This is a genomic window from Arthrobacter sp. P1_D4 (assembly GCF_056406115.1).
Genome location: NZ_JBFUAU010000013.1, coordinates 131,885 through 150,708, shown reverse-complemented (window position 1 = coordinate 150,708; position 18,824 = coordinate 131,885). Strand labels below are relative to the sequence as shown.

The 18,824-nt window shown below is 70.4% G+C and carries 15 protein-coding genes; 10 read left to right on the top strand and 5 right to left on the bottom strand.

Annotated features, from left to right (window positions below; genetic code table 11):
• Nucleotides 1-2 precede the first annotated feature (2 nt).
• The 7 genes from AC1D0A_RS14060 (at nucleotide 3) to AC1D0A_RS14030 (ending at nucleotide 9,135) form a co-directional block, all read left to right on the top strand.
• Nucleotides 3-1,013, top strand: a complete 1,011-nt coding sequence (locus tag AC1D0A_RS14060; RefSeq protein WP_028277166.1) for a LacI family DNA-binding transcriptional regulator — start codon at nucleotides 3-5, stop codon at nucleotides 1,011-1,013.
• Nucleotides 1,014-1,025: 12 nt separating this feature from the next.
• Nucleotides 1,026-1,616, top strand: coding sequence for an SRPBCC family protein (locus AC1D0A_RS14055; protein WP_243182155.1), 591 nt, complete (start codon nucleotides 1,026-1,028; stop codon nucleotides 1,614-1,616).
• A gap of 172 nt (nucleotides 1,617-1,788) precedes the next feature.
• Nucleotides 1,789-2,034 (top strand): hypothetical protein, encoded by a 246-nt coding sequence (locus tag AC1D0A_RS14050; RefSeq protein ID WP_243182154.1) that lies wholly within the window; start codon nucleotides 1,789-1,791, stop codon nucleotides 2,032-2,034.
• A complete protein-coding gene (locus AC1D0A_RS14045) occupies nucleotides 2,021-2,155 on the top strand; it encodes a hypothetical protein (RefSeq protein ID WP_275450882.1) in 135 nt (44 codons plus the stop codon). Before AC1D0A_RS14050 ends, AC1D0A_RS14045 begins: the two co-directional genes overlap by 14 nt.
• Nucleotides 2,156-2,297: 142 nt before the next feature.
• Nucleotides 2,298-2,930 carry a DUF4232 domain-containing protein gene (locus AC1D0A_RS14040; RefSeq protein WP_476946068.1) on the top strand — a complete coding sequence of 211 codons (633 nt, stop codon included), beginning with the start codon at nucleotides 2,298-2,300 and terminating at the stop codon, nucleotides 2,928-2,930.
• A 132-nt stretch (nucleotides 2,931-3,062) separates the two neighbouring features.
• Nucleotides 3,063-8,276: an Lhr family helicase gene (locus AC1D0A_RS14035; RefSeq protein WP_476946067.1), complete on the top strand. Its 5,214-nt coding sequence runs from the start codon at nucleotides 3,063-3,065 to the stop codon at nucleotides 8,274-8,276.
• Nucleotides 8,269-9,135, top strand: a complete 867-nt coding sequence (locus AC1D0A_RS14030) for a DNA-formamidopyrimidine glycosylase family protein (protein WP_476946066.1) — start codon at nucleotides 8,269-8,271, stop codon at nucleotides 9,133-9,135. The genes AC1D0A_RS14035 and AC1D0A_RS14030 overlap by 8 nt, the downstream gene beginning before the upstream one ends.
• Nucleotides 9,136-9,164: 29 nt before the next feature.
• Here AC1D0A_RS14030 and yczE read toward each other — a convergent pair whose 3' ends face one another.
• Complete coding sequence (yczE, locus tag AC1D0A_RS14025) at nucleotides 9,165-9,893, bottom strand: membrane protein YczE (protein WP_476946065.1); 729 nt, start codon at nucleotides 9,891-9,893, stop codon at nucleotides 9,165-9,167.
• Between the two features lie 61 nt (nucleotides 9,894-9,954).
• On the opposite strand from yczE, the gene yczR reads away from it, so the two are divergent.
• Nucleotides 9,955-11,535, top strand: coding sequence for a MocR-like transcription factor YczR (gene yczR, locus AC1D0A_RS14020; protein WP_476946064.1), 1,581 nt, complete (start codon nucleotides 9,955-9,957; stop codon nucleotides 11,533-11,535).
• Between the two features lie 161 nt (nucleotides 11,536-11,696).
• Here yczR and AC1D0A_RS14015 read toward each other — a convergent pair whose 3' ends face one another.
• The gene (locus tag AC1D0A_RS14015) at nucleotides 11,697-12,389 is read right to left on the bottom strand and encodes an SRPBCC family protein (protein ID WP_243182148.1); all 693 of its coding nucleotides are present in this window, start codon (nucleotides 12,387-12,389) and stop codon (nucleotides 11,697-11,699) included.
• A complete protein-coding gene (locus AC1D0A_RS14010) occupies nucleotides 12,382-13,158 on the bottom strand; it encodes a helix-turn-helix domain-containing protein (RefSeq protein ID WP_476946063.1) in 777 nt (258 codons plus the stop codon). The genes AC1D0A_RS14015 and AC1D0A_RS14010 overlap by 8 nt, the downstream gene beginning before the upstream one ends.
• A 499-nt stretch (nucleotides 13,159-13,657) precedes the next feature.
• Here AC1D0A_RS14010 and AC1D0A_RS14005 point away from each other — a divergent pair, with 499 nt between their 5' ends.
• On the top strand, nucleotides 13,658-14,620 hold the full coding sequence (locus tag AC1D0A_RS14005; protein WP_243181533.1) for an RluA family pseudouridine synthase: 963 nt from the start codon (nucleotides 13,658-13,660) through the stop codon (nucleotides 14,618-14,620).
• 27 nt (nucleotides 14,621-14,647) lie between these two features.
• The gene (locus AC1D0A_RS14000; RefSeq protein ID WP_243181527.1) at nucleotides 14,648-15,283 is read left to right on the top strand and encodes a DedA family protein; all 636 of its coding nucleotides are present in this window, start codon (nucleotides 14,648-14,650) and stop codon (nucleotides 15,281-15,283) included.
• Here the strand turns inward: AC1D0A_RS14000 and AC1D0A_RS13995 are convergent.
• Together AC1D0A_RS13995 and ppc are read right to left on the bottom strand one after the other, a co-directional pair.
• Entirely contained in the window at nucleotides 15,280-15,585 is a 306-nt protein-coding gene (locus AC1D0A_RS13995) for a hypothetical protein (protein ID WP_018774310.1), read from the bottom strand. The two genes, AC1D0A_RS14000 and AC1D0A_RS13995, sit on opposite strands and share 4 nt — an antisense overlap.
• Nucleotides 15,586-15,773: 188 nt before the next feature.
• Nucleotides 15,774-18,587, bottom strand: a complete 2,814-nt coding sequence (gene ppc, locus AC1D0A_RS13990; RefSeq protein ID WP_476946062.1) for a phosphoenolpyruvate carboxylase — start codon at nucleotides 18,585-18,587, stop codon at nucleotides 15,774-15,776.
• Nucleotides 18,588-18,824 lie beyond the last annotated feature (237 nt).

The window sequence follows — 18,824 nt, the reverse complement described above, 5'->3', positions numbered from 1 at the left end:
AAATGGTTTCAGCGAGCGTCAAGGACGTCGCGGCACTGGCCGGCGTCTCGGTGGGGACGGTCTCCAATGTGCTGAACCGGCCGCAGAAGGTTTCCGCGGAAGTTACCCTGAGGGTCCAGTCCGCCATCGACAAGCTCGGCTTCGTCCGGAACGACGCCGCGCGCCAGTTGCGCGCGGGCATGAGCCACAGCATCGGCCTGGTGGTCCTGGATGCTGCGAACCCCTTCTTCTCGGATCTGGCCCGGGGCGCGGAGGACCGCGCCGCCGCGGAGAACTTCACCGTCCTCGTCGGCAACAGCAACGAGGACGAGGGCCGGGAATCCGCGTATCTGGACCTCTTTGAGCAGCAGCGCGTGCGGGGCGTGCTGCTGTCCCCGGTAGGAAATGTGATCCCCCGGTTGGAGCAGCTCCGGCGCCGGGGCATCCCGACAGTGCTCGTGGACAGGCAGACAGAGAACACGAGCTTCTCCTCGGTGGCCGTGGACGACCTGGCGGGCGGGGAGATGGCTGCGGCCCACCTGTTGTCGCTGGGCAGGCGGCGCATCGCGTTTATCGGCGGCCCGGCAAGCATCCGGCAGGTGGCGGACCGTTTGGCAGGGGCGCGGAAGGCCATCGACGCCGTGGCGGGTGCAACGCTCGAGGTCATCGCCACGGAATCTCTGACCGTGCTTTCGGGCAGGGCGGCCGGCGAGTCCATCCGGTCCCGGCCCGAAGCCGAACGCCCGGATGCGATCTTTGCAGCCAACGACCTGCTTGCCGTGGGTGCCCTGCAGGGCCTGATGCTCATGGGCGGCGTCAAAGTGCCGCAGGAGATCGCCCTGATCGGCTACGACGACATAGAGTTCGCCGCCGCCGCCGTCGTGCCGCTGTCCTCCATCCGGCAGCCCAGCGCCCTCATCGGCTCCACCGCACTGGAACTGTTGCTCCGGGAGGCGGCATCGGAGGACGGCTTTGCACCCACCCAGGTGGTCTTTCCGCCCGAATTGATAGTGAGGGCATCCACGCAGGGCTGAAAGGAGGCTCCGATGGGCAGCACAGATTATGAGTTCCGGACCGTCTGGCGCGTGGCGGGCACGCCGGAGGAGGTCGCGGCGGTCTTGGGCGACGCCACGGCCCTGCCCCGGTGGTGGCCTTCCGTCTATCTCAGCATCGAGCCCGTGGCCGGCGGACCGGAGCCCGGGCCCGGCATTCCGCGCCCCACGCGCCTGTACACGAAGGGCTGGCTGCCCTATACGCTCCGCTGGACCCTCACGGTTACGGAGCCCGTCACGGCCCGCGGCTTCGCCCTCACCGCGGCAGGCGATCTGAACGGCACCGGCCGCTGGACCTTTGAAGAGGATGGGCCGGAAACGGTCATCACCTACGACTGGCGCGTCAGCGCCGCCAAGCCCCTGCTGCGGCGGCTGAGCTGGCTGCTGAAGCCGGCCTTCGCCGCCAACCACCGCTGGGCGATGGCCCGTGGCCAGGAGAGCCTCGCCCTGGAACTGCGCCGGCGCCGCGCGGCAGCGGGGGGCACCTCGGGGCGCACGGCGGCCGCGGCAGCGGCTGTCCCGCCGCCCCCTCCGCCCACCTTTGCCTGGCTGACCCGCCGCCGCGCAGCCCGCACGGACACGTAGACGGCCGCCTAGCGCCCGGAGTTCTACCGGGGGCTCCGGCCCTGGAGTTCCGTCCCTGGACTTGTGCACAACAGTAAGACAGTGTCTCATTCACTTGACCATTGAGGCGGAAGGCCATTCCACGGTTAGCTGGGTCACATCCTCGTTTCCCCGTGACCGTTCAGGACTCCTCATGACCTTGCAGAAAAACCGGCCTTCCGGCAGCGCCGCCCATTGGGACGACGTCGAGATCGGCGACGCCGTCCACCTCCACCGCGGCGGCCGCCTTGAGCACGCGGGCCTGGTCGACAACCGCACGCCCGACGGCGATGTCGTATGGGTGCTCTCCGACGGCGGGCACCGGCAGCTGTTCCACGTTGCCGACGGCTTTGAACTGAGCGTGGCAGACCCCGGAGGCGCTGGCCATGCTGGCAACTGACCGGCCTACGGCGCTGGCACGGCAGCCGGAAATCCTGTCCGGGTCCGCGGCCGGGACGGACCCCTGGGCCGCTTCCTGCCCCGACGACTGCCACTACTGCTCGGGGCCCGAGACCGACTAGGGCAGCTGCTCGCCGGCTCCGGGAAGCAGCACGCGGCGCAGTTGACCTCGGCCGATGCCGGGAAATCACAATCCGGACATCAATCGGGCTCCGTCGCAGTGGCATCGTTGACTAAGGCAACGGCGGGGATAATGGTTGAGCCATGAGGTCTCAGCGAATGAAGCACGCACTGGTTGTGACAACGGCTGCCGCGGCGGCCCTCCTCTTCAGCGGCTGCGGGGGCAGCTCGACGCAGGCCCAGTCGGCCGCGTCCCCGCCCAGCCCGTCTGCCACGGAGACCAGCCAGCCGCCGGCGACGTCCGCCGCCGCGCCGGAATCCTCTGCCGCCGCCGCACCGTCCACCGCCAAGGCAGGCCCCCAGCTGTGCAAGGCCGCAAGCCTGACCGGCACCACCGATGCCACCGGCGGCGGCGCGGCCGGCAGCATCTACATGCAGCTGATCCTGACCAACTCCGGCACCGAACCGTGCCTGCTGAAGGGCTTCGCGGGCGTCTCCCTCACAGCAGGGGCCGACGGTGAGCCGATCGGCGCCGCCGCCACCCGCGACGACTCGGGCCCGGTCACCGACGTCACGCTCGCCCCGGGCAAGGCCGGCACAGCCACCCTGCGCTACACCCAGGCCGCCAACTACCCGGACTGCACCAAGACACCGGCGGCAGGATTCCGGGTCTACCCGCCCAACGACACCGCGTCGCTGTTCATTCCGCAGCAACTGGACGCCTGCACCAACACGGAGATCAACCTGCTGACCATCGGTGCCTTCCAGCCCAAGTAACACCCGTCCCCCGCGTCTCTGCTCCAGCGCGTCTGCGCTCCGCCCGTCCCGGGGCACCTGGCCGCCGCGGGACCCGCTGCCCCATGATGTGGCCCGGCCAATAGTGTCGGCGGGGTAGGGCATGATGGAGGAATGAAGGGGCAGGAGCTCGCCGGCGGCACACTCGCGGCCGACGCCATGGACCGGTTCAGCCGGCCGACCCGGGACTGGTTCCTGGGCGCTTTTTCCGCGCCCACACCGGCCCAGAACGGCGCCTGGAATGCCATCTCCTCCGGTTCGCACGCCCTCGTCGTCGCACCCACCGGCTCCGGCAAGACGCTCGCCGCGTTCCTCTGGGCGCTGGACCGGTTGCTCGTCTCCGCGCCCGCAGAGCCCGACGCCCTCCCCGGCCTGGACCCCTCGGCCAAGGGCGGGCGCCGGAAGCCTGCTCGAGGCAAGGCGCCCCAGCGCAAGACCCGCGTGCTGTACATATCCCCGCTCAAGGCTCTCGGCGTCGACGTCGAACGCAACCTCCGCGCGCCGCTGATCGGCATCACGCAGACCGCCAAACGCCTGGACCTGCCGGCCCCGCTCATTACCGTGGGCGTCCGGTCCGGGGACACGACGGCGTCGGACCGCCGCTCGCTGCTCAGCCACCCGCCCGATATCCTCATCACCACCCCGGAATCGCTCTTCCTGATGCTGACGTCCAAGGCCCGCGAAACCCTCAGCGAGGTGGACACGATCATTGTCGACGAGGTCCACGCCGTCGCCGGCACCAAGCGCGGGGCGCATCTGGCGGTGTCGCTGGAACGGCTGGACGCGCTGCTGCCCAAGCCCGCCCAGCGGATCGGGCTGTCGGCCACCGTGGAACCCAAGGAGCTGGTGGCGCAGTTCCTTGCCGGCTCGGCGCCGGTGGAAATTGTCGCCCCTCCGTCACGGAAGAACTGGGACCTGACCGTCTCCGTCCCGGTGGAGGACATGTCCGATCTCCAGGGCGCCGCCGGGGCCTTCGACTCCGGTCCGGCCTCCGGGCTGCAGCCCCAGGCCTCCATCTGGCCGCATGTGGAGGAAAAGATCGTGGACCTGGTGCTCGCCAACCAGTCCACCATCGTGTTTGCGAACTCCCGCCGCCTCGCCGAACGGCTGACCGCCCGGCTCAACGAGATCTACGCCGAACGCCAGCTCCTGGCAGCCGGCGGCGGCTGGACGGACTTCGGCGCCAGCACCCCGGACTTCGACGCCGTGCCGAATGACGTGCCGCGGGGCGTGCCGAGTCCAGTGCCGAGTCCAATGCCGTCCCGCGGTGTGGGCGTGCCGTCCGGCGGCGCCGCCGCGCAGCCCACGTCCACCGCCACACCGGCCCACATGATGGCCCAGGCCGGGAGCAGCGCCGGCGCCGATCCCGTGCTGGCCCGCGCCCACCACGGCTCCGTGTCCAAGGACCAGCGCGCCCTGATCGAAGATGACCTGAAATCCGGTCGGCTGCGCTGCGTCGTGGCCACGTCCTCACTCGAGCTCGGCATCGACATGGGTGCAGTGGACCTGGTGGTGCAGGTCGAGTCGCCTCCCTCCGTGGCCAGTGGTCTGCAGCGGGTGGGCCGCGCCGGCCATCAGGTTGGCGAAGTCTCCCAGGGCGTCCTGTTCCCGAAGCACCGGGCAGACCTGGTCCACACGGCCATCACCGTGGAGCGGATGCTCGCGGGCAAGATCGAGCGGCTGAGCGTACCGGCCAACCCGCTGGACATCCTGGCCCAGCAGACGGTCGCCGCCACGGCCCTCGGTGCCATCGACGTGGAGGACTGGTTCAACACGGTCCGGCGGTCGGCGCCGTTCGCCTCGCTCCCCCGCTCCGCGTTCGAGGCCACCCTGGACCTCTTGGCCGGGCGCTACCCCTCGGACGAGTTCGCCGAACTGCGCCCCCGGGTCATCTGGGACCGGAATGCCGGGACCATCGAGGGCAGGCCCGGCGCGCAGCGGCTCGCCGTCACGTCCGGCGGCACCATCCCGGACCGCGGGCTGTTCGGCGTCTACATCATCGGCACCGAAGTCGAGGGCACCGGCGGTAGCGGCTCCTCCGGCGGCGCCGGTGCGGACGGCAGGGCAGCCAGCCCGGCCGCCGCCGCGGCCAAGGGCGGGCGCCGGGTGGGCGAACTCGATGAGGAAATGGTCTATGAGTCCCGGGTTGGCGACGTCTTCGCCCTCGGCGCCACCAGCTGGAAGATCGAGGACATCACGCACGACCGCGTCCTGGTCTCGCCGGCGTTCGGCCAGCCCGGCAAGCTCCCCTTCTGGAAGGGCGACTCCCTGGGCCGGCCGGTGGACCTGGGCCGCGCCCTCGGCGCATTCATGCGCGAACTGGCGGCGTCCGACGTCGGGCCGGCCACCGAGCGGTGCAAGGCCAGCGGACTGGACGATTACGCCGCGAACAACCTGATCCAGTACCTCGCCGAACAACGGCTCGCCACCGAGGTGGTCCCCAGCGACACGACCCTAGTGGTCGAACGCTTCCACGACGAGCTCGGCGACTGGCGCGTGGTGCTGCACAGCCCCTTCGGCATGCCCGTGCACGCACCGTGGGCCCTGGCCGTGGGCCAGCGCCTGCAGCAGCGCTACGGGATGGACGGCTCGGCCATGGCCGCCGACGACGGCATCGTGCTGCGCGTGCCCATGATGGAGGATGAGCCGCCGGGCGCCGAGTTGTTCCTGTTTGACCCGGAGGAAATCGAGCAGATCGTGACGGCGGAGGTCGGCGGGAGCGCCCTGTTCGCCTCCCGGTTCCGCGAGTGCGCGGCCCGCGCGTTGCTCCTGCCCCGGCAGAATCCCGGCAAGCGGCAGCCCTTGTGGCAGCAGCGGCAGCGTTCGGCGCAGCTGCTGGATGTTGCCCGGAAGTACCCGACGTTCCCGATTGTCCTCGAGACGGTCCGCGAGTGCCTGCAGGATGTCTACGACCTTCCGGCGCTGAAGGACATCGCCGCGTCGGTCGAGCGCCGCGAGCTCAGGATCGTCCAGACCACCACCCAGCAGCCCTCCCCGTTCGCGAAGTCCTTGCTCTTTGGCTACGTGGCCCAGTTCCTCTACGAAGGCGACTCCCCGCTGGCGGAGCGCCGGGCCGCCGCCCTGGCCCTCGATTCCACCCTGCTCAACGAGCTCATGGGCCGCGTGGAGCTGCGCGAACTGCTGGATGCGAAGGTCATCGAGGCCACCGAGCGCGAACTGCAGCGGCTGGCCCGCGACCGCCAGGTGCGCGGGCTGGAGGGCGTCGCGGACCTCCTGCGCCTCCTCGGTCCGCTCTCGCCGGACGAGGTCGCCGCCCGGCTGGAGCCGGTCACGGCCCCAGCCCAGGGAAGCGAGGCTGCCGGGACCGCACCGGCGGCTGAGCCTGTCGAAGGCCTGCCGGCTGAGCTAGCCGAAACCCCGGAGGTGCTGCCAGCCGAAAGCCCGGCGACGGAGGCCGACGCCGCCGCCCACCTCACGGGCCTGCAGCGTGCCAACCGTGCCATCAAGGTCAACATCGGCGGAGTCGAGCGCTTTGCGGCGGTCGAGGATGCCGCCCGGCTTCGGGATGCCCTCGGCGTGCCGCTGCCCATGGGTGTGCCGCTGGCCTTCATCGAGCCGGTCGCTGACCCCCTCGGCGACCTCGTCTCGCGCTACGCCCGCACGCACGGGCCCTTCACCGCCGCCGAGGCCGCGGCGCGGCTGGGACTGGGCGTCGCCGTCGTCGGCACGGCGCTGAAGCGGCTGGCCGCGGACGGGCGCGTGGTGGAAGGAGAGTTCCGCCCGCACGCTGCGCCGCCGGCGGTCACGTCGGCCAGCACGGCAGCCGGCGGTGAAGAATCCGGGGTTGAGGGTTCCGGCGTGGATGGATCCGGCGAGGAGGCGTTCCAGCCCACTGTTGTGCCTCCCCTTTTGCCTCCGGCCAATGTGAGTGAATGGTGCGACGCCGAGGTCCTCCGCAGGCTGCGCCGCCGTTCCCTCGCCGCGCTCCGCGCCGAAGTCGAGCCGGTCGACGCCGCCGCCTACGGCCGGTTCCTGCCCGCCTGGCAGAACGTGCGGACCCCGGGCGGCCGCGGGCAGTCGGCGCTCCGCGGCCTGGACGGCATCATCACGGCCATCGACCAGCTCTCCGGCGTGCCCATTCCGGCCTCGGCATGGGAGCCGCTTGTCCTGGCCAGCCGCGTCTCCAACTACCAGCCGGCCATGCTGGACGAGCTCATGGCCGCCGGCGAGGTCCTCTGGTCCGGTGCCGGCTCGCTGCCGGGCAACGACGGCTGGGTGAGCCTGCACCTCGCCGATTCGGCTGAACTGACGCTGAACCCGTCCATCGACTTCGAACCCGGCGACGCGCAGCGACGGCTCCTCGAGCACCTGCAGAACAACGGCGGCGGCTACTTCTTCCGGCAGCTGACCGAGGTTGCCGGCGGCATGGATTCGGTGCTCAGCGACCAGGACGTGGTGGCAGCACTCTGGGATCTCGCCTGGGCGGGCCGGATTACCGGCGACACGTTCGCCCCCGTCAGGGCCCTGATCGCCGGCGGGCACACCGCGCACCGGCAGGTGGGGCGCGCCCCGCGGGCCCGCGCGCCGCGGCTCAGCCGGCTCGGACGGGCGCACGGCACCGGCCTGCTCGGATCGCCGGGACTCACCGGCGGCCGGTACGGATCCGTGACCGGCACCGCGCCCGCTCCCCCGCTCGCCGCAGGACGCTGGTCCGCGCTGCCCTCACCGGAGCTCGATCCCACCATCCATGCGCGGGCCACCGCGGAGCTGCTGCTGGACCGCTACGGCGTGGTCACCCGCGGCTCGGTCATGGCAGAAAACATCCTCGGCGGCTTCGGCCTCATGTACAAGGTCCTGGCCCGGCTCGAGGAAGCCGGACGCTGCCGCCGCGGCTACTTCATCGAACACCTCGGTGCGGCGCAGTTCGCCGTCCCGGCCACGGTGGACCGGCTGCGGTCCTACGTCGAGGACGCCGAACTGCACAAGGCAGAACCGGTGGCCCTCGCCCTCGCCGCGACCGACCCTGCCAACCCGTACGGCGCCGCGCTGCCATGGCCCGCGCTCAACGTCGACGCCGGCACCGGCCACCGCCCGGGCAGGAAGGCCGGCGCCCTCGTGGTCCTGGTCGACGGCGCCCTGGCGCTGTACGTCGAGCGCGGCGGCAAGACCCTGCTCGCGTTCAGCGACGACCCCGACGTCCTGGCCGCGGCCGGCACGGCCCTGGTGGGTGTGGTGACCCGAGGCGCGGTGGACAAGCTGATCATGGAAAAGGTCAACGGCCACGGCATCCTGGACACCCCGGTGGCGGCCGCCCTCGCCCACGCCGGGGCCTATTCCACCCCCAAGGGACTGAGGATCCGTGCCTGAGGGCGATTCGGTCTTCCGCGCCGCCGCGCAGCTGCACGCAGCCCTGGCCGGGAAGGAACTCGTCTCCTCCGACTTCCGGGTCCCGCGCTTCGCCACCCTCAAGCTCGGCGGCTGGACCGTCGCCGAGGTGGTGCCCCGCGGCAAGCACCTGCTGATGCGCGTCCAGGGCCCGACGCCCAGAGACCGGCTCACCATCCATTCGCACCTGAAGATGGAGGGCAGCTGGCAGGTCTACCCGCCCGGGGGCCGCTGGCGGAAGCCCGGCTTCACGGCCCGCTGCGTGCTGCGGACCGCCACGGCCGACGCCGTCGGGTTCTCCCTGGGCATCCTTGAGGTGGTCCGGACCGACCAGGAGGACACCATCGTGGGGCACCTCGGCCCGGACCTGCTGGGCCCGGACTGGGACGCGGCCGAGGCCGAACACCGGCTGCTCGCAGCCCCGGACGTACCGATCGGCGTCGCCCTGCTGGACCAGAGCAAGCTGGCGGGGATCGGAAACATCTACCGGTGCGAGGCCTGCTTCCTCGCGGGCGTCCATCCGGCGTCGCCCGTCTCGGCAGTGCCGGACCTTCCCGCCATCATCACCGACGCCCAGGTCCTGCTCTCCGCCAACCTCGGGCCGGGCCGGCGGACCACCGTCCTGAACGCCCGGGGCGTGCCGGTGGGCCGCACCGCCGGGCGTCCCGGCTACTGGGTCTACCGGCGCGAGCACCAGCCGTGCCTCAAATGCGGCACTCCGATCCGCCGCGGCGTCCTGGGCAAGGAGAACGGCGCCGGCACTGTCACCGAGGAACGGGACATCTACTACTGCCCCACCTGCCAGCCCCTGCCGGGCCCCGGATCAGAGGGCGCCGGCTGACGGGGCCCGCGGAAATCAACCCGCGGGAATCAATCGGCCGGGCCGCTGCCTGCCGTCACAGGGACCGCCGCCACAGGGACAGCCGTCCCGGCAACGGCGGCTTCCGTTTCAGAACCGGCCGCTTCCATTCCGGCCGCTTCAGCTCCGGCGGCTTCAGTTCCTGCCGCCGGGACCGGATGCGTTTCCGGAACGGTGAACCGCGGCAGCAGCAACTGCACCAGGGGGCCAATGGCCAGCGCGTACAGCACCGTGCCCACACCGACCGAGCCGCCCAGCAGCCAGCCCGCGCCAAGGACCACCACTTCAATGCCCGTGCGGCACAACCGGACCGGCCAGCCCGTCCGCCGGGCGAGGCCCGTCATGAGCCCGTCCCTTGCGCCCGGGCCCAGGCGGGCGCCGATGTAGCAGGCGGAGGCGATGCCATTGAGCAGCACGGCCCCGACGAGCAGGCCGATCTGGCCGCCCAGATGCGAAAACTGTGGAATCAGGGCCAGCCCGATGTCCGCGAAGACCCCCACCAGCACGGCGTTGCACAGGGTTCCGACGCCGGGCCATTGCCGGAGCGGGATCCACAGCAGCAGCACCAGGAAGCTGACAACAACCACCACCGTGCCGAGGCTGAGCCCGGTCCTGGCCGCCAGCCCCTGGTGGAGCACGTCCCACGGCGCCGTGCCGAGGCTGGCGCGGATGACCATGGCGAGGGAAATGCCGTAAAGAGCGAGGCCGATGAAGAGCTGGAGGAGTCTGCGGGTCAACATGGTCTCCATCCTCCACGAAAACTGGCCTTGCAATCCATATCCAGTTTGAGATACTGGCTCTATGTCCGTCTCTTTGACTCCGGGGTCGCTGGTCCGCCTGCTGGGCGAGTGGAACGTCGGCGCCGCCCCCGCTTACCGCGAGCTGGGCGACGTCGTCCGCCTGCTCATCCTCGACGGCCGTGTGGCCCTGGACGTCGCCCTGCCGAGCGAGCGCTCGCTGGCAGCGGCCCTTGGCATCAGCCGCACCACGGTGACCGCGGCTTACGCCCTGCTGCGCGAGCAGGGTTTCCTCAGCAGCGGCCAGGGCAGCCGGAGCCGGAGCTGCATCCCGAGCCAGGGGCCCTTGCATGCCGGCGGCCACGACGGAGCCCTGCGGCTGAGCGGCGCGCCCGGCCTGGCGGTACCGGACGGGATCCTGGACCTGGCTTACGCCTCCCTGCCGGCCAGCGGCGAAGTGGTGCACCGGGCCTTTGCCGCGGCCCTGACCGAATTGCCGGCCCTGCTGCCGGGCTTCGGCTATGACGCCCTGGGCGTGGGCCCGCTCCGGGAAGCCATTGCGGCCCGGTACACCGCCGCCGGGGTCCCGACAACGGCCGCGCAGGTCCTGGTCACCTCCGGCGCCCAGCACGCGCTGAACATTGTGCTCCGCACATTGGCCGGGCGGTCCGGGACCAAGGTGCTGGTGGAGCATCCGAGCTACCCGAACGCCCTCGACGCGATCCAGGCTGCGGGCTGCCGACCGGTCCCGGTGGCCATGCCTGCCGCGGCCCCCGGCGGCACAGGCCATAACGGTGGAGTCCCCGGCGGCCGGGGCCACAGCGCAGGCGGTAACGGCCCCGCCCACAACGGCCTTGCCCACAGCGGCGCAGGCGGCTGGGACCTCGAGGCCATGGAAACGGCGCTGCTCCAGCAGCGGCCCGCGATGGCGTACGTGGTGCCGGACTTCCACAACCCCACCGGCCGGCTGATGCCCGATTCCCAGCGGCGCCGGCTCGTGAAGGCGGCCGCGGCGTCGGGCACTGTGCTGGTGGTGGACGAGACGCTGCGGGAGTTGAACCTCGACGGCGCCGCGTCGACCCCCATGGCCGCTTTCAGCCCGGCGGTGGTCTCCCTCGGTTCCCTCAGCAAGTCGCACTGGGCTGGGCTGCGCACCGGCTGGATCCGCGCCAGCGAGCCCCTCATCCGGCGCTTCGCCGCTGCCCGCACCACCCTGGACCTGGGCGGGCCGGTGGTGGAGCAGCTGGCCGGGGCGCATCTGGTCAACGCCATGACGGAGCCGCTCCCCGACAGGCTGTCCGCGCTGCGCGAGAACCGGGACACACTGGTGGAACTGATTCGGGAGCACCTGCCGGGCTGGGAGCCCGAGTGGCCCGACGGCGGCCTGTCCGTCTGGTGCCGACTCCCGGCGCCGATCAGCACGGCATTGGCGGTGCTGGCCCCCGACGTCGGGATCCGGCTCGCCGCCGGACCCCGGTTCGGCGTCGGCGGCGCGTTTGAGCAGTACTTGCGGTTGCCGTTCACGCTTCCACCGGAGCAGCTGGAGACGGCCGTGCTGGCATTGCGTTCGGCGCAGGACCGGCTCGAGGCCTCCCCGCAGCTGCGGCGCAACCTGTCGTCCCCGCCGGCCGCGGCTATCGCCTGAATTCTGGGGCGCTTGCAGGCCTGCCCTGCGACGCCCGTTCATTCCTGCGCCCCGAGGTCGCCGGAAACGTCCCAAGTCGCCGGACCATTCCGGCGACTTCGGCCCGTTCCCGGCGAACTCGAACGTTCAGGGCATCGCCAGGCAGGATGCCCGTCGCGGGATCAGGCGTAGACCTTCGCCAGGAACCCGGTCCAGGCTTGGGCCGTCGCCCCGGCGTCCCCGCTGCCGCTGAAGTCGTGCACGGTCATGCCCACCGGCGCGCCGAACGCGTTGCGCCCGAAGAAGCGGTACATCGTGTCCGCGGTCCGCAGGCCGAGGAAGTTCTCGTTGGCGAAGTCGATCTCGCCGGCCAGCGGCCCTACGCCGTCGAGCTCCAGTTCCACCGTCTCCCCCGGAGCGGCAGTGTCGACGCCGAGGGCCCGCTTGAGCCGGTCGAAGCCGTCCGGGGTCTGCGAAGCGGCGGGTGCCTGGATGTCTGTGAAGACCACGGGCTTGCCGTCGAAGTACTTCAGGTACTGGCCCAGGGTGTGCAGATAGAACGCCGTGTGCTTGCTGGCGCCGTCATACTGCTCATCCCAGTTGTCCGCAAAGATGCCGCTGTGCACGTAGTGCAGCCGGGCCTGGCCACCGTCGAGCGGTTCCAGGACGTGCTCCAGCTGGTTGAACCAGCCATCCGGACCGTCCATCCGGGACACCAGATGGGAGGGGTATTCGTCCACGGTCCGGACCGCCGGCCATTGGTCTGTGGGGAACATCCATGCCGGGGTGTCCTTGGTGACGGCCTCCCACACCCGCTCAGGGGTACCGGGCAGTTCGGTGTCGTAGACGATTTCGAATTTCCGTTGGTCAGTCATTGTCCTGCTCCTTGGCTTGTGGGTTTGTTTGTGGGGTTGCTGTTTGTGGGGTTGCTGTTTGTAGGGTTGCTGTTTGTAGGGTTGCTGTTTGTGGGGTTGCCGTTTGTGGGTCTGCGTGCGCTGCCTTCGGCTGCGGCGACTTGAGCGCCGGGTGCAGCGCGACGACCAGCCGGTGCTTGCGTCCCTCCGGCCGGCGACCTGCCTGGGAACCTGCCTGCGGATCCGCCGGGGAACCTGAGGGGAGGTCACCGCCGTCGTGGTATTTGTCCACGAGCCTGGTCACGGCGACGCCGAGCTCCTCGGCGAAGGCCGCCCGGTCCGCCGCCGAACGGAAGGTAATCTCGCCGTCGATGGCAAAGGTGGCGAGTTTCTGCCGGGCCGCGGCCGCCCCGGCGATCAGCTGCCCCATCTCCTGGACCATGCGGGCAGCGAGTGCCAGCAGCCAGAAAGCGGAAAAGCGGTCCGAGAACCGGTGCGGGTCCGGCGCCACCGAGGCCAGCGCCGCCGGCGAAATCAAGTACGACGCCGCCGTCGCCCGCAGGATGCGTTCGGTCACGTTGCCGCGCCGCCGCTCCTCGACGAGCTCGACGAGCCCATGCCGCTCGAGCGCCTTGAGGTGGTAGTTCACCTTCTGCCGCGGCAGGCCCACCTTCGCGGCGAGCTGCGTCGCAGATCCGGGCTCGGCCAGCTCGCGCAGGATCCGCGTCCGGATCGGGTCCAGCGAAGCCTCCGCCGCGGCCGGATCCTCAATCACTCCGATGTCCAACATGCTTCCAGTCTGCCCGCCGACAATTTTATTTGTCAAGAACTTTTTTCTCGTCGGTGCTCGCGTGCGGGCAGCGGCGCATGGCGAGTTCGCCGGAAGCATCCGAGGTCGCCGGACCTTTCCGGCGACCTGGCACGGGTCCGGCGAACTGGAGCTTAGGGCGGCCGGCGGGAGAGGACGGCGGGCGGGCGGGGAGGCGAGGGACATAGACGCGGCAGCGCGCAGGGCGAGACGGGCACAGGGCGACGGCGCATCGCGAGTTCGCCGGAAGCGTCCGCGGTCGCCGGACCTTTCCGGCGACCTCGCACGGGTCCGGCGAACTGGAGCACGCGGGGCGGCGGGGCGGGGCTCGGGCGAACTGGGGCCGGGACGGGGTCGCGGCGGCGGCCGCGGGGGGACGGGGTCGCGGCGGCGGCCGCGGGGGGCGAGGGCTGCGCGGGGGCACAGGGTCGCGGGGACTGCGCGGGGGCGCGGGAGGCCGGGCCCGTAGAATGGTCGGGTGATGCAATCCCCCCTTCCCGTGCGCGACGGCGTCAATGCGACCCGTCTGCGCCTGCCGGACGAGGGTCCCTGGGAGACCGCGCTGGACTACATGATGCACCGCTGGGGGCACATCGATCCGCAGGGCATCGAGGACCGGTTCGACGCCGGCGAGATCGTCGGCGAGGCGGGGATCGCCCTGGACCGCAGCACCCCGATGCAGGACCACACGTTCATCTGGTACTACCGGACCCTGCCGCCGGAGACCCGGATCCCGGTGGAGCTGAACATCCTGCACCAGGACGATCACCTGCTGGTGGTGGACAAGCCGCACTTCCTGCCCACCACCCCCGGCGGGACGTACATCCAGGAATCGGCCCTGGTCCGGCTCCGGAACCAGCTCGGCCTCCCGGACCTGATTCCCATGCACCGCCTGGACCGCATGACCGCCGGCATCCTGTTGCTCTCCACGAACCCCGAGACCCGGGGCAAATACCAGGTGCTCTTCGAAAAGCGCCAGGTCCAGAAGGAATACGAGTGTGTGTCCGCCGCAGAGCCCGCACCGGGCCATCCCGCGGTGGACTTCCCTGTGGTGGTGCGGAACCGGATGACCAAGTCCCGCAGCTACCTGCTGGCCGAGGTTGTCGATGGCGAACCCAATGCGGAAACCCGGATCGAGCGGCTGCGCACGTTTGACGCTTCCGGCGCACCCGACGGCGCACCCGACGCCGACGGCGGCCCGCACCGCCGCGCGCTGTACCGGCTGGAGCCGCACTCCGGGAAGACCCACCAGCTCCGCGTGCACATGGCCTCACTGGGCCTCGGCATCGTCAACGATGCGTTCTACCCGAAACTGCTGGACAAGGCTCCGGACAATTACGCCAAGCCGCTGCAACTCCTGGCCCGCGGGATCCGCTTCGTGGACCCCATCTCCGGGAGCCCGGTGGAATACCGCAGCAGACTGGAACTCAGCGAGGCACGCTAGCGGCTGGAAGTGCGGTACCTTGTGCCCATGGACTTCGGAAATGCGGACAGCTGGGGCGCCGCGATCTATTTCTGGATCTTCCCCTTCGTGATCGGCGATGCGATTTTCCCGCCCGTCCCCTCGGAAATGCTGGTCATCACCGGCGGCGCGCTGTCCGCAGAGGGCCACATCAACGCGTTCCTCGTGGTGCTCCTCGCCGCGGTGTCCTCATGGCTTGGTGACCTTCTTGTCTTCCAGCTGTTCAAACGGCGGCTAAGCCACGTGCTCGACCGCTGGAAATGGGGTCTCCGGTTCCACGCGGCCGTGCATTCGGCGATCGCGAAAGCCGGCCGGTCCTCCACCTACGGCGCGATCATCGGCCTCCGCTTCATCCCCGGCGGGCGGCTGGCCACGACGGCCGCGGCGGGCATCGCCAACGTCTCCACCCGCGGGTTCAGCCTCTGCGCGGCCCTCGGCGGCCTGCTCTGGGCAGCCTGGTCCGTGGCGCTGGGCTATTTCATGGGCTCCGCCACCGGGCTGCCCTTCTGGGCGAGCTCCCTGATCGGCGTCGGCGTCGGGCTGCTGGTCGGAGCGGTCGTGGGCGTGATCGTGACGCGGCGCCGGGGCAGCCCCTCCCCCGTGGAGTCCGCCGTGGTTGACCCGGACGAGGAACTGGACTTTTAGACGGGTGCCCAGCGGCCGCGGCTGCGGCGCAGCACGGTCAGCGCACCGGTGAGCGCAACGCGTTCGACAGCGTCGCGCATCATGGCTGCCGACTCCAGCGCCTGGCTGTTTTCGGCGCTGTAGGCGGTGGCATCGACCAGGAAGCGCAGGTTCAGCTGCGGGACGCCGCCGGCGAGCTCAAGCTGGTGCGATTCGACGTGGTGCCGCGTCCCAAGCGCCTCGATGGCCGCGGCCATGACGGCCTCGGGAGCGGTGCCAGGCTTGAGCCCGGTGATCTTCAGTCTGGTCTGGAACGACGGCATGGAACAACCCTAGCCGCGCCGCCACGCTCCCTCACCTTCCGCACCCAAAACCCCAACGCTCCCTCACCGGGAGAGGGAGCGTCCGGGGAAGAACCGCAGGACCTGAGGGAGCGTTTGGAAATTCCCCGCAGAAGGTGAGGGAGCGTCCGGGGAAAGGCCGCCACACCTGAGGGAGCGTCGGGAGGGGGCTACCCGGTGTTGCGCAGCCCGGCGGCGACTCCGTTGACCGTGATCAGCATGGCCCGCTGGAGCCGTTCGTCGATCTCGGCCCCGGTCATGCCCTCCGCGGCCTCGGCCCGGACGCGGCGCAGCAGTTCCACCTGCAGGTAGCTGATGGGGTCGAGGTACTGGTCCCGGATCTCGAGGGAGCGCTTCAGGGTGGGCTGGGCATCGAGAATCACGTGCTCGCCGGTAAGGTTCTGGATCTCCTCGACCGTGAGATCATATTCGGCCCGGATGGCACGGAACAGGTGGTGCAGTTCCGCCGGCACCAGGGTGGAGACGTAGTAGCCGGCAATGTCCATGTCCGTCTTCGCCAGGGTCATCTCAACATTGGAGAGCACCGAGCGGAAGAAGTGCCAGCCCTCGATCATCTCCTTGAGCTGGGCCGAGTTACCGGCCTCGCGGGCGGCTTTGAGGCCGGAGCCCACACCGAACCAGCCCGGCACGATCTGCCGCGACTGTGTCCAGCCGAACACCCACGGGATGGCGCGGAGACCCTCCAGCCCGGCGCCGGAGTCGGGGCGCTTGGACGGACGGGATCCGATGTTGAGGGATCCCAGCTGCTCCACCGGGGTGGAGGCCATGAAGTAGGCGGGCAGATCGGGGTCATCAATCAGCGTGCGGTAGCGCGCAAACGCGGCGTCGGAGACGGTTTCCATGACGTGGCCGTAGCGCACACGCTGGTCCTCCGAGGTGCGCGGGGTGCGGTGCAGGGCCGAGCCCTGCAGCACCGCGGCCAGGGAGAGCTCGAGGTTTTCGCGGGCCAGCTCCGGCAGGGAGTACTTGTCCGAGATGACCTCGCCCTGCTCGGTGAACTTGATCTCGCCCTCGAGCACGCCGTTGGGCTGGGCCATGATGGCATCGTAGGTCGGCCCGCCGCCGCGGCCCACCGAGCCGCCGCGGCCGTGGAAAAGGCGCACGCGGACTCCGTGCTTGGCCGCCACGTCGCGGAGCTTGCGCTGGGTCTTGTAGATTTCCCACTGGCTCGTCATGACGCCGGATTCCTTGTTGGAGTCCGAGTAGCCGAGCATGATTTCCTGCACGTCTCCGCGGAGCCGGACGAGTTCGCGGTAGGAGGCATCGGAGAGCAGTCGGTCCACGATTTCGGCCGAGGCGCGGAGTTCGTCGACGGTCTCCAGCAGCGGCGCGAAGCCGATCTTGGCGTAGGGCGCCTCGCCGAACAGGCTGACCAGGCCGGCCTCGCGGGCCAGCACGGCCGCGGCCAGGACGTCGTCCGCGCCGCGGGTCATGGAGATGATGTAGGTCTCGATCACGTCGGGGCCGTAGGTGCGCAGGGCGCGGCGGATCTCCCGGAAGACGTCGTAGGTGCCGTCGGCGACGCCGTCGAGCTTGATCGGGTGGCCGGAGAGCGGGCGCCGGGACGCAAGTTCGGAGCCCAGCACCTCGAGCCGCTCGGCGCGGCTGAGTTCCGCGTACCGGACACCGGGCCCGCCAAGGCGGTCCATGAGCTGCCCGACGGCGTCATGGTGGTGGTCGGCGTGCTCGCGGATGTCGAGGGTGGCCAGGTGCAGGCCGAAGGAGGCGATGGCGCGGCGGACCCGGGACAGGGCGCCGTCGGCGGCGAGGGCCGCGTGGTGGTTCCGCAGCGACCGTTCGAGCAGGCCGAGCTCGGCGAGGAGCTCCGCGGTGGCGGTGTAGTCGCGGCCGGGCTCGTGCGCGGATCCGGCCGCGACCCGGCGGCCGGTGTTGATCAGCTTGGCCTTGATGCAGGTGAGTTTGAGCCGGTAGGGCTCCTGAGCGTTCAGCTCGAGCACGCGGCGGTCCAAGCCAGGCAGGTTCCCCAGGTCGACGTCGATCGAGTCCAGGAGCTCCTGGTCCGCCCCGGCCAGCGCGGTCGAGTTGGACAGGATGGAGATGAGCCCGTCGATCAGGCCGATGCTGATCCGCACGGCGTGCTGGTTCTGGATCTGGAGGATTTCGCGGGTGACGGCGGCCGTGACGTTGGGATTTCCGTCGCGGTCCCCGCCGATCCAGGAGCCGAAGCGGATCGGGGCCTTCTGTGGCGGCAGCGTGACGCCGTGCTCGGCAAGCAGCTCGGAGAGGTCCGAGAGCATTTCCGGCATGGCGTCGCTGAGGATGCCGGTGAGGTAATAGATAGCGTTCCTGGCCTCGTCCACGGGGGTGGGCCGGACCTGGCGGAGCTCGTCCGTCTGCCACATCTGGTCGATCACTTCGGACAGGTGGCGGTCCTGGCGGCGGCGCGCGGAGGTGCCCTCCGCCGTGGATTCGGACAGGATGTCCGAGAGCCGGCGGATTTTGTCCAGCACGGAGCGGCGGGAGGCCTCCGTGGGGTGTGCAGTGAAGATGGGGCGGACGTCGAGTTCGTTGACGACTTCCTGCAGCACGGAGTTGCCGGCCTGGTCCGCGATCTCCTCCACGGCCTTGGCGAGCCAGCCGTCCTTCTCCTGCCGGGTGCGCAGCCCGCGGACCCGGTGGACCTGCTCGGCGGCGTTCGCCAGGTGGAAGTAGAACGCGAAGGCGCGGACCAGATCGGTGGCCTGCTCCAGCGGCAGGGAACCGAGCAGTTCGCGGACCTGGGCGACGACGTCGTATGAGCTCCACGGCCCGGTAGCGTCAGCGCCGCCGCGGGCGGCTTCCTTGGATTCCTTGGTCAGCAGGCGCACCTGCTCCACCAGGTCCAGCAGTTCGGGGCCGTGCTGGCGGACCAGGGATTCGCCGAGGAGGGTGGAGACCCGGCGGACATCAGCCCGGAGTTCGGCGGCAAGATCGGTGTCGGAATGCATTGCAGTGTCAGCCATGGAAACTATCTTTCGAGGGTTCGACTTGGCTCGTACACTGCGCTGGATACTGTGAGCCCGATTACTTCTTCCCATGGGATGTTACCCGCAGGCACTCCCTGCTGGAATTCCGTCTCAGATAGTGTCAGGCCCCGCCTCGCCGTTCCGACGCCCTCCCCCMCGGACCCCCCGGGACCCCAACCAGTTCGCAGCAGGGGCCGTTCCGAGCTCCCGGAACGGCCCCTGCTGCGGGCTTGG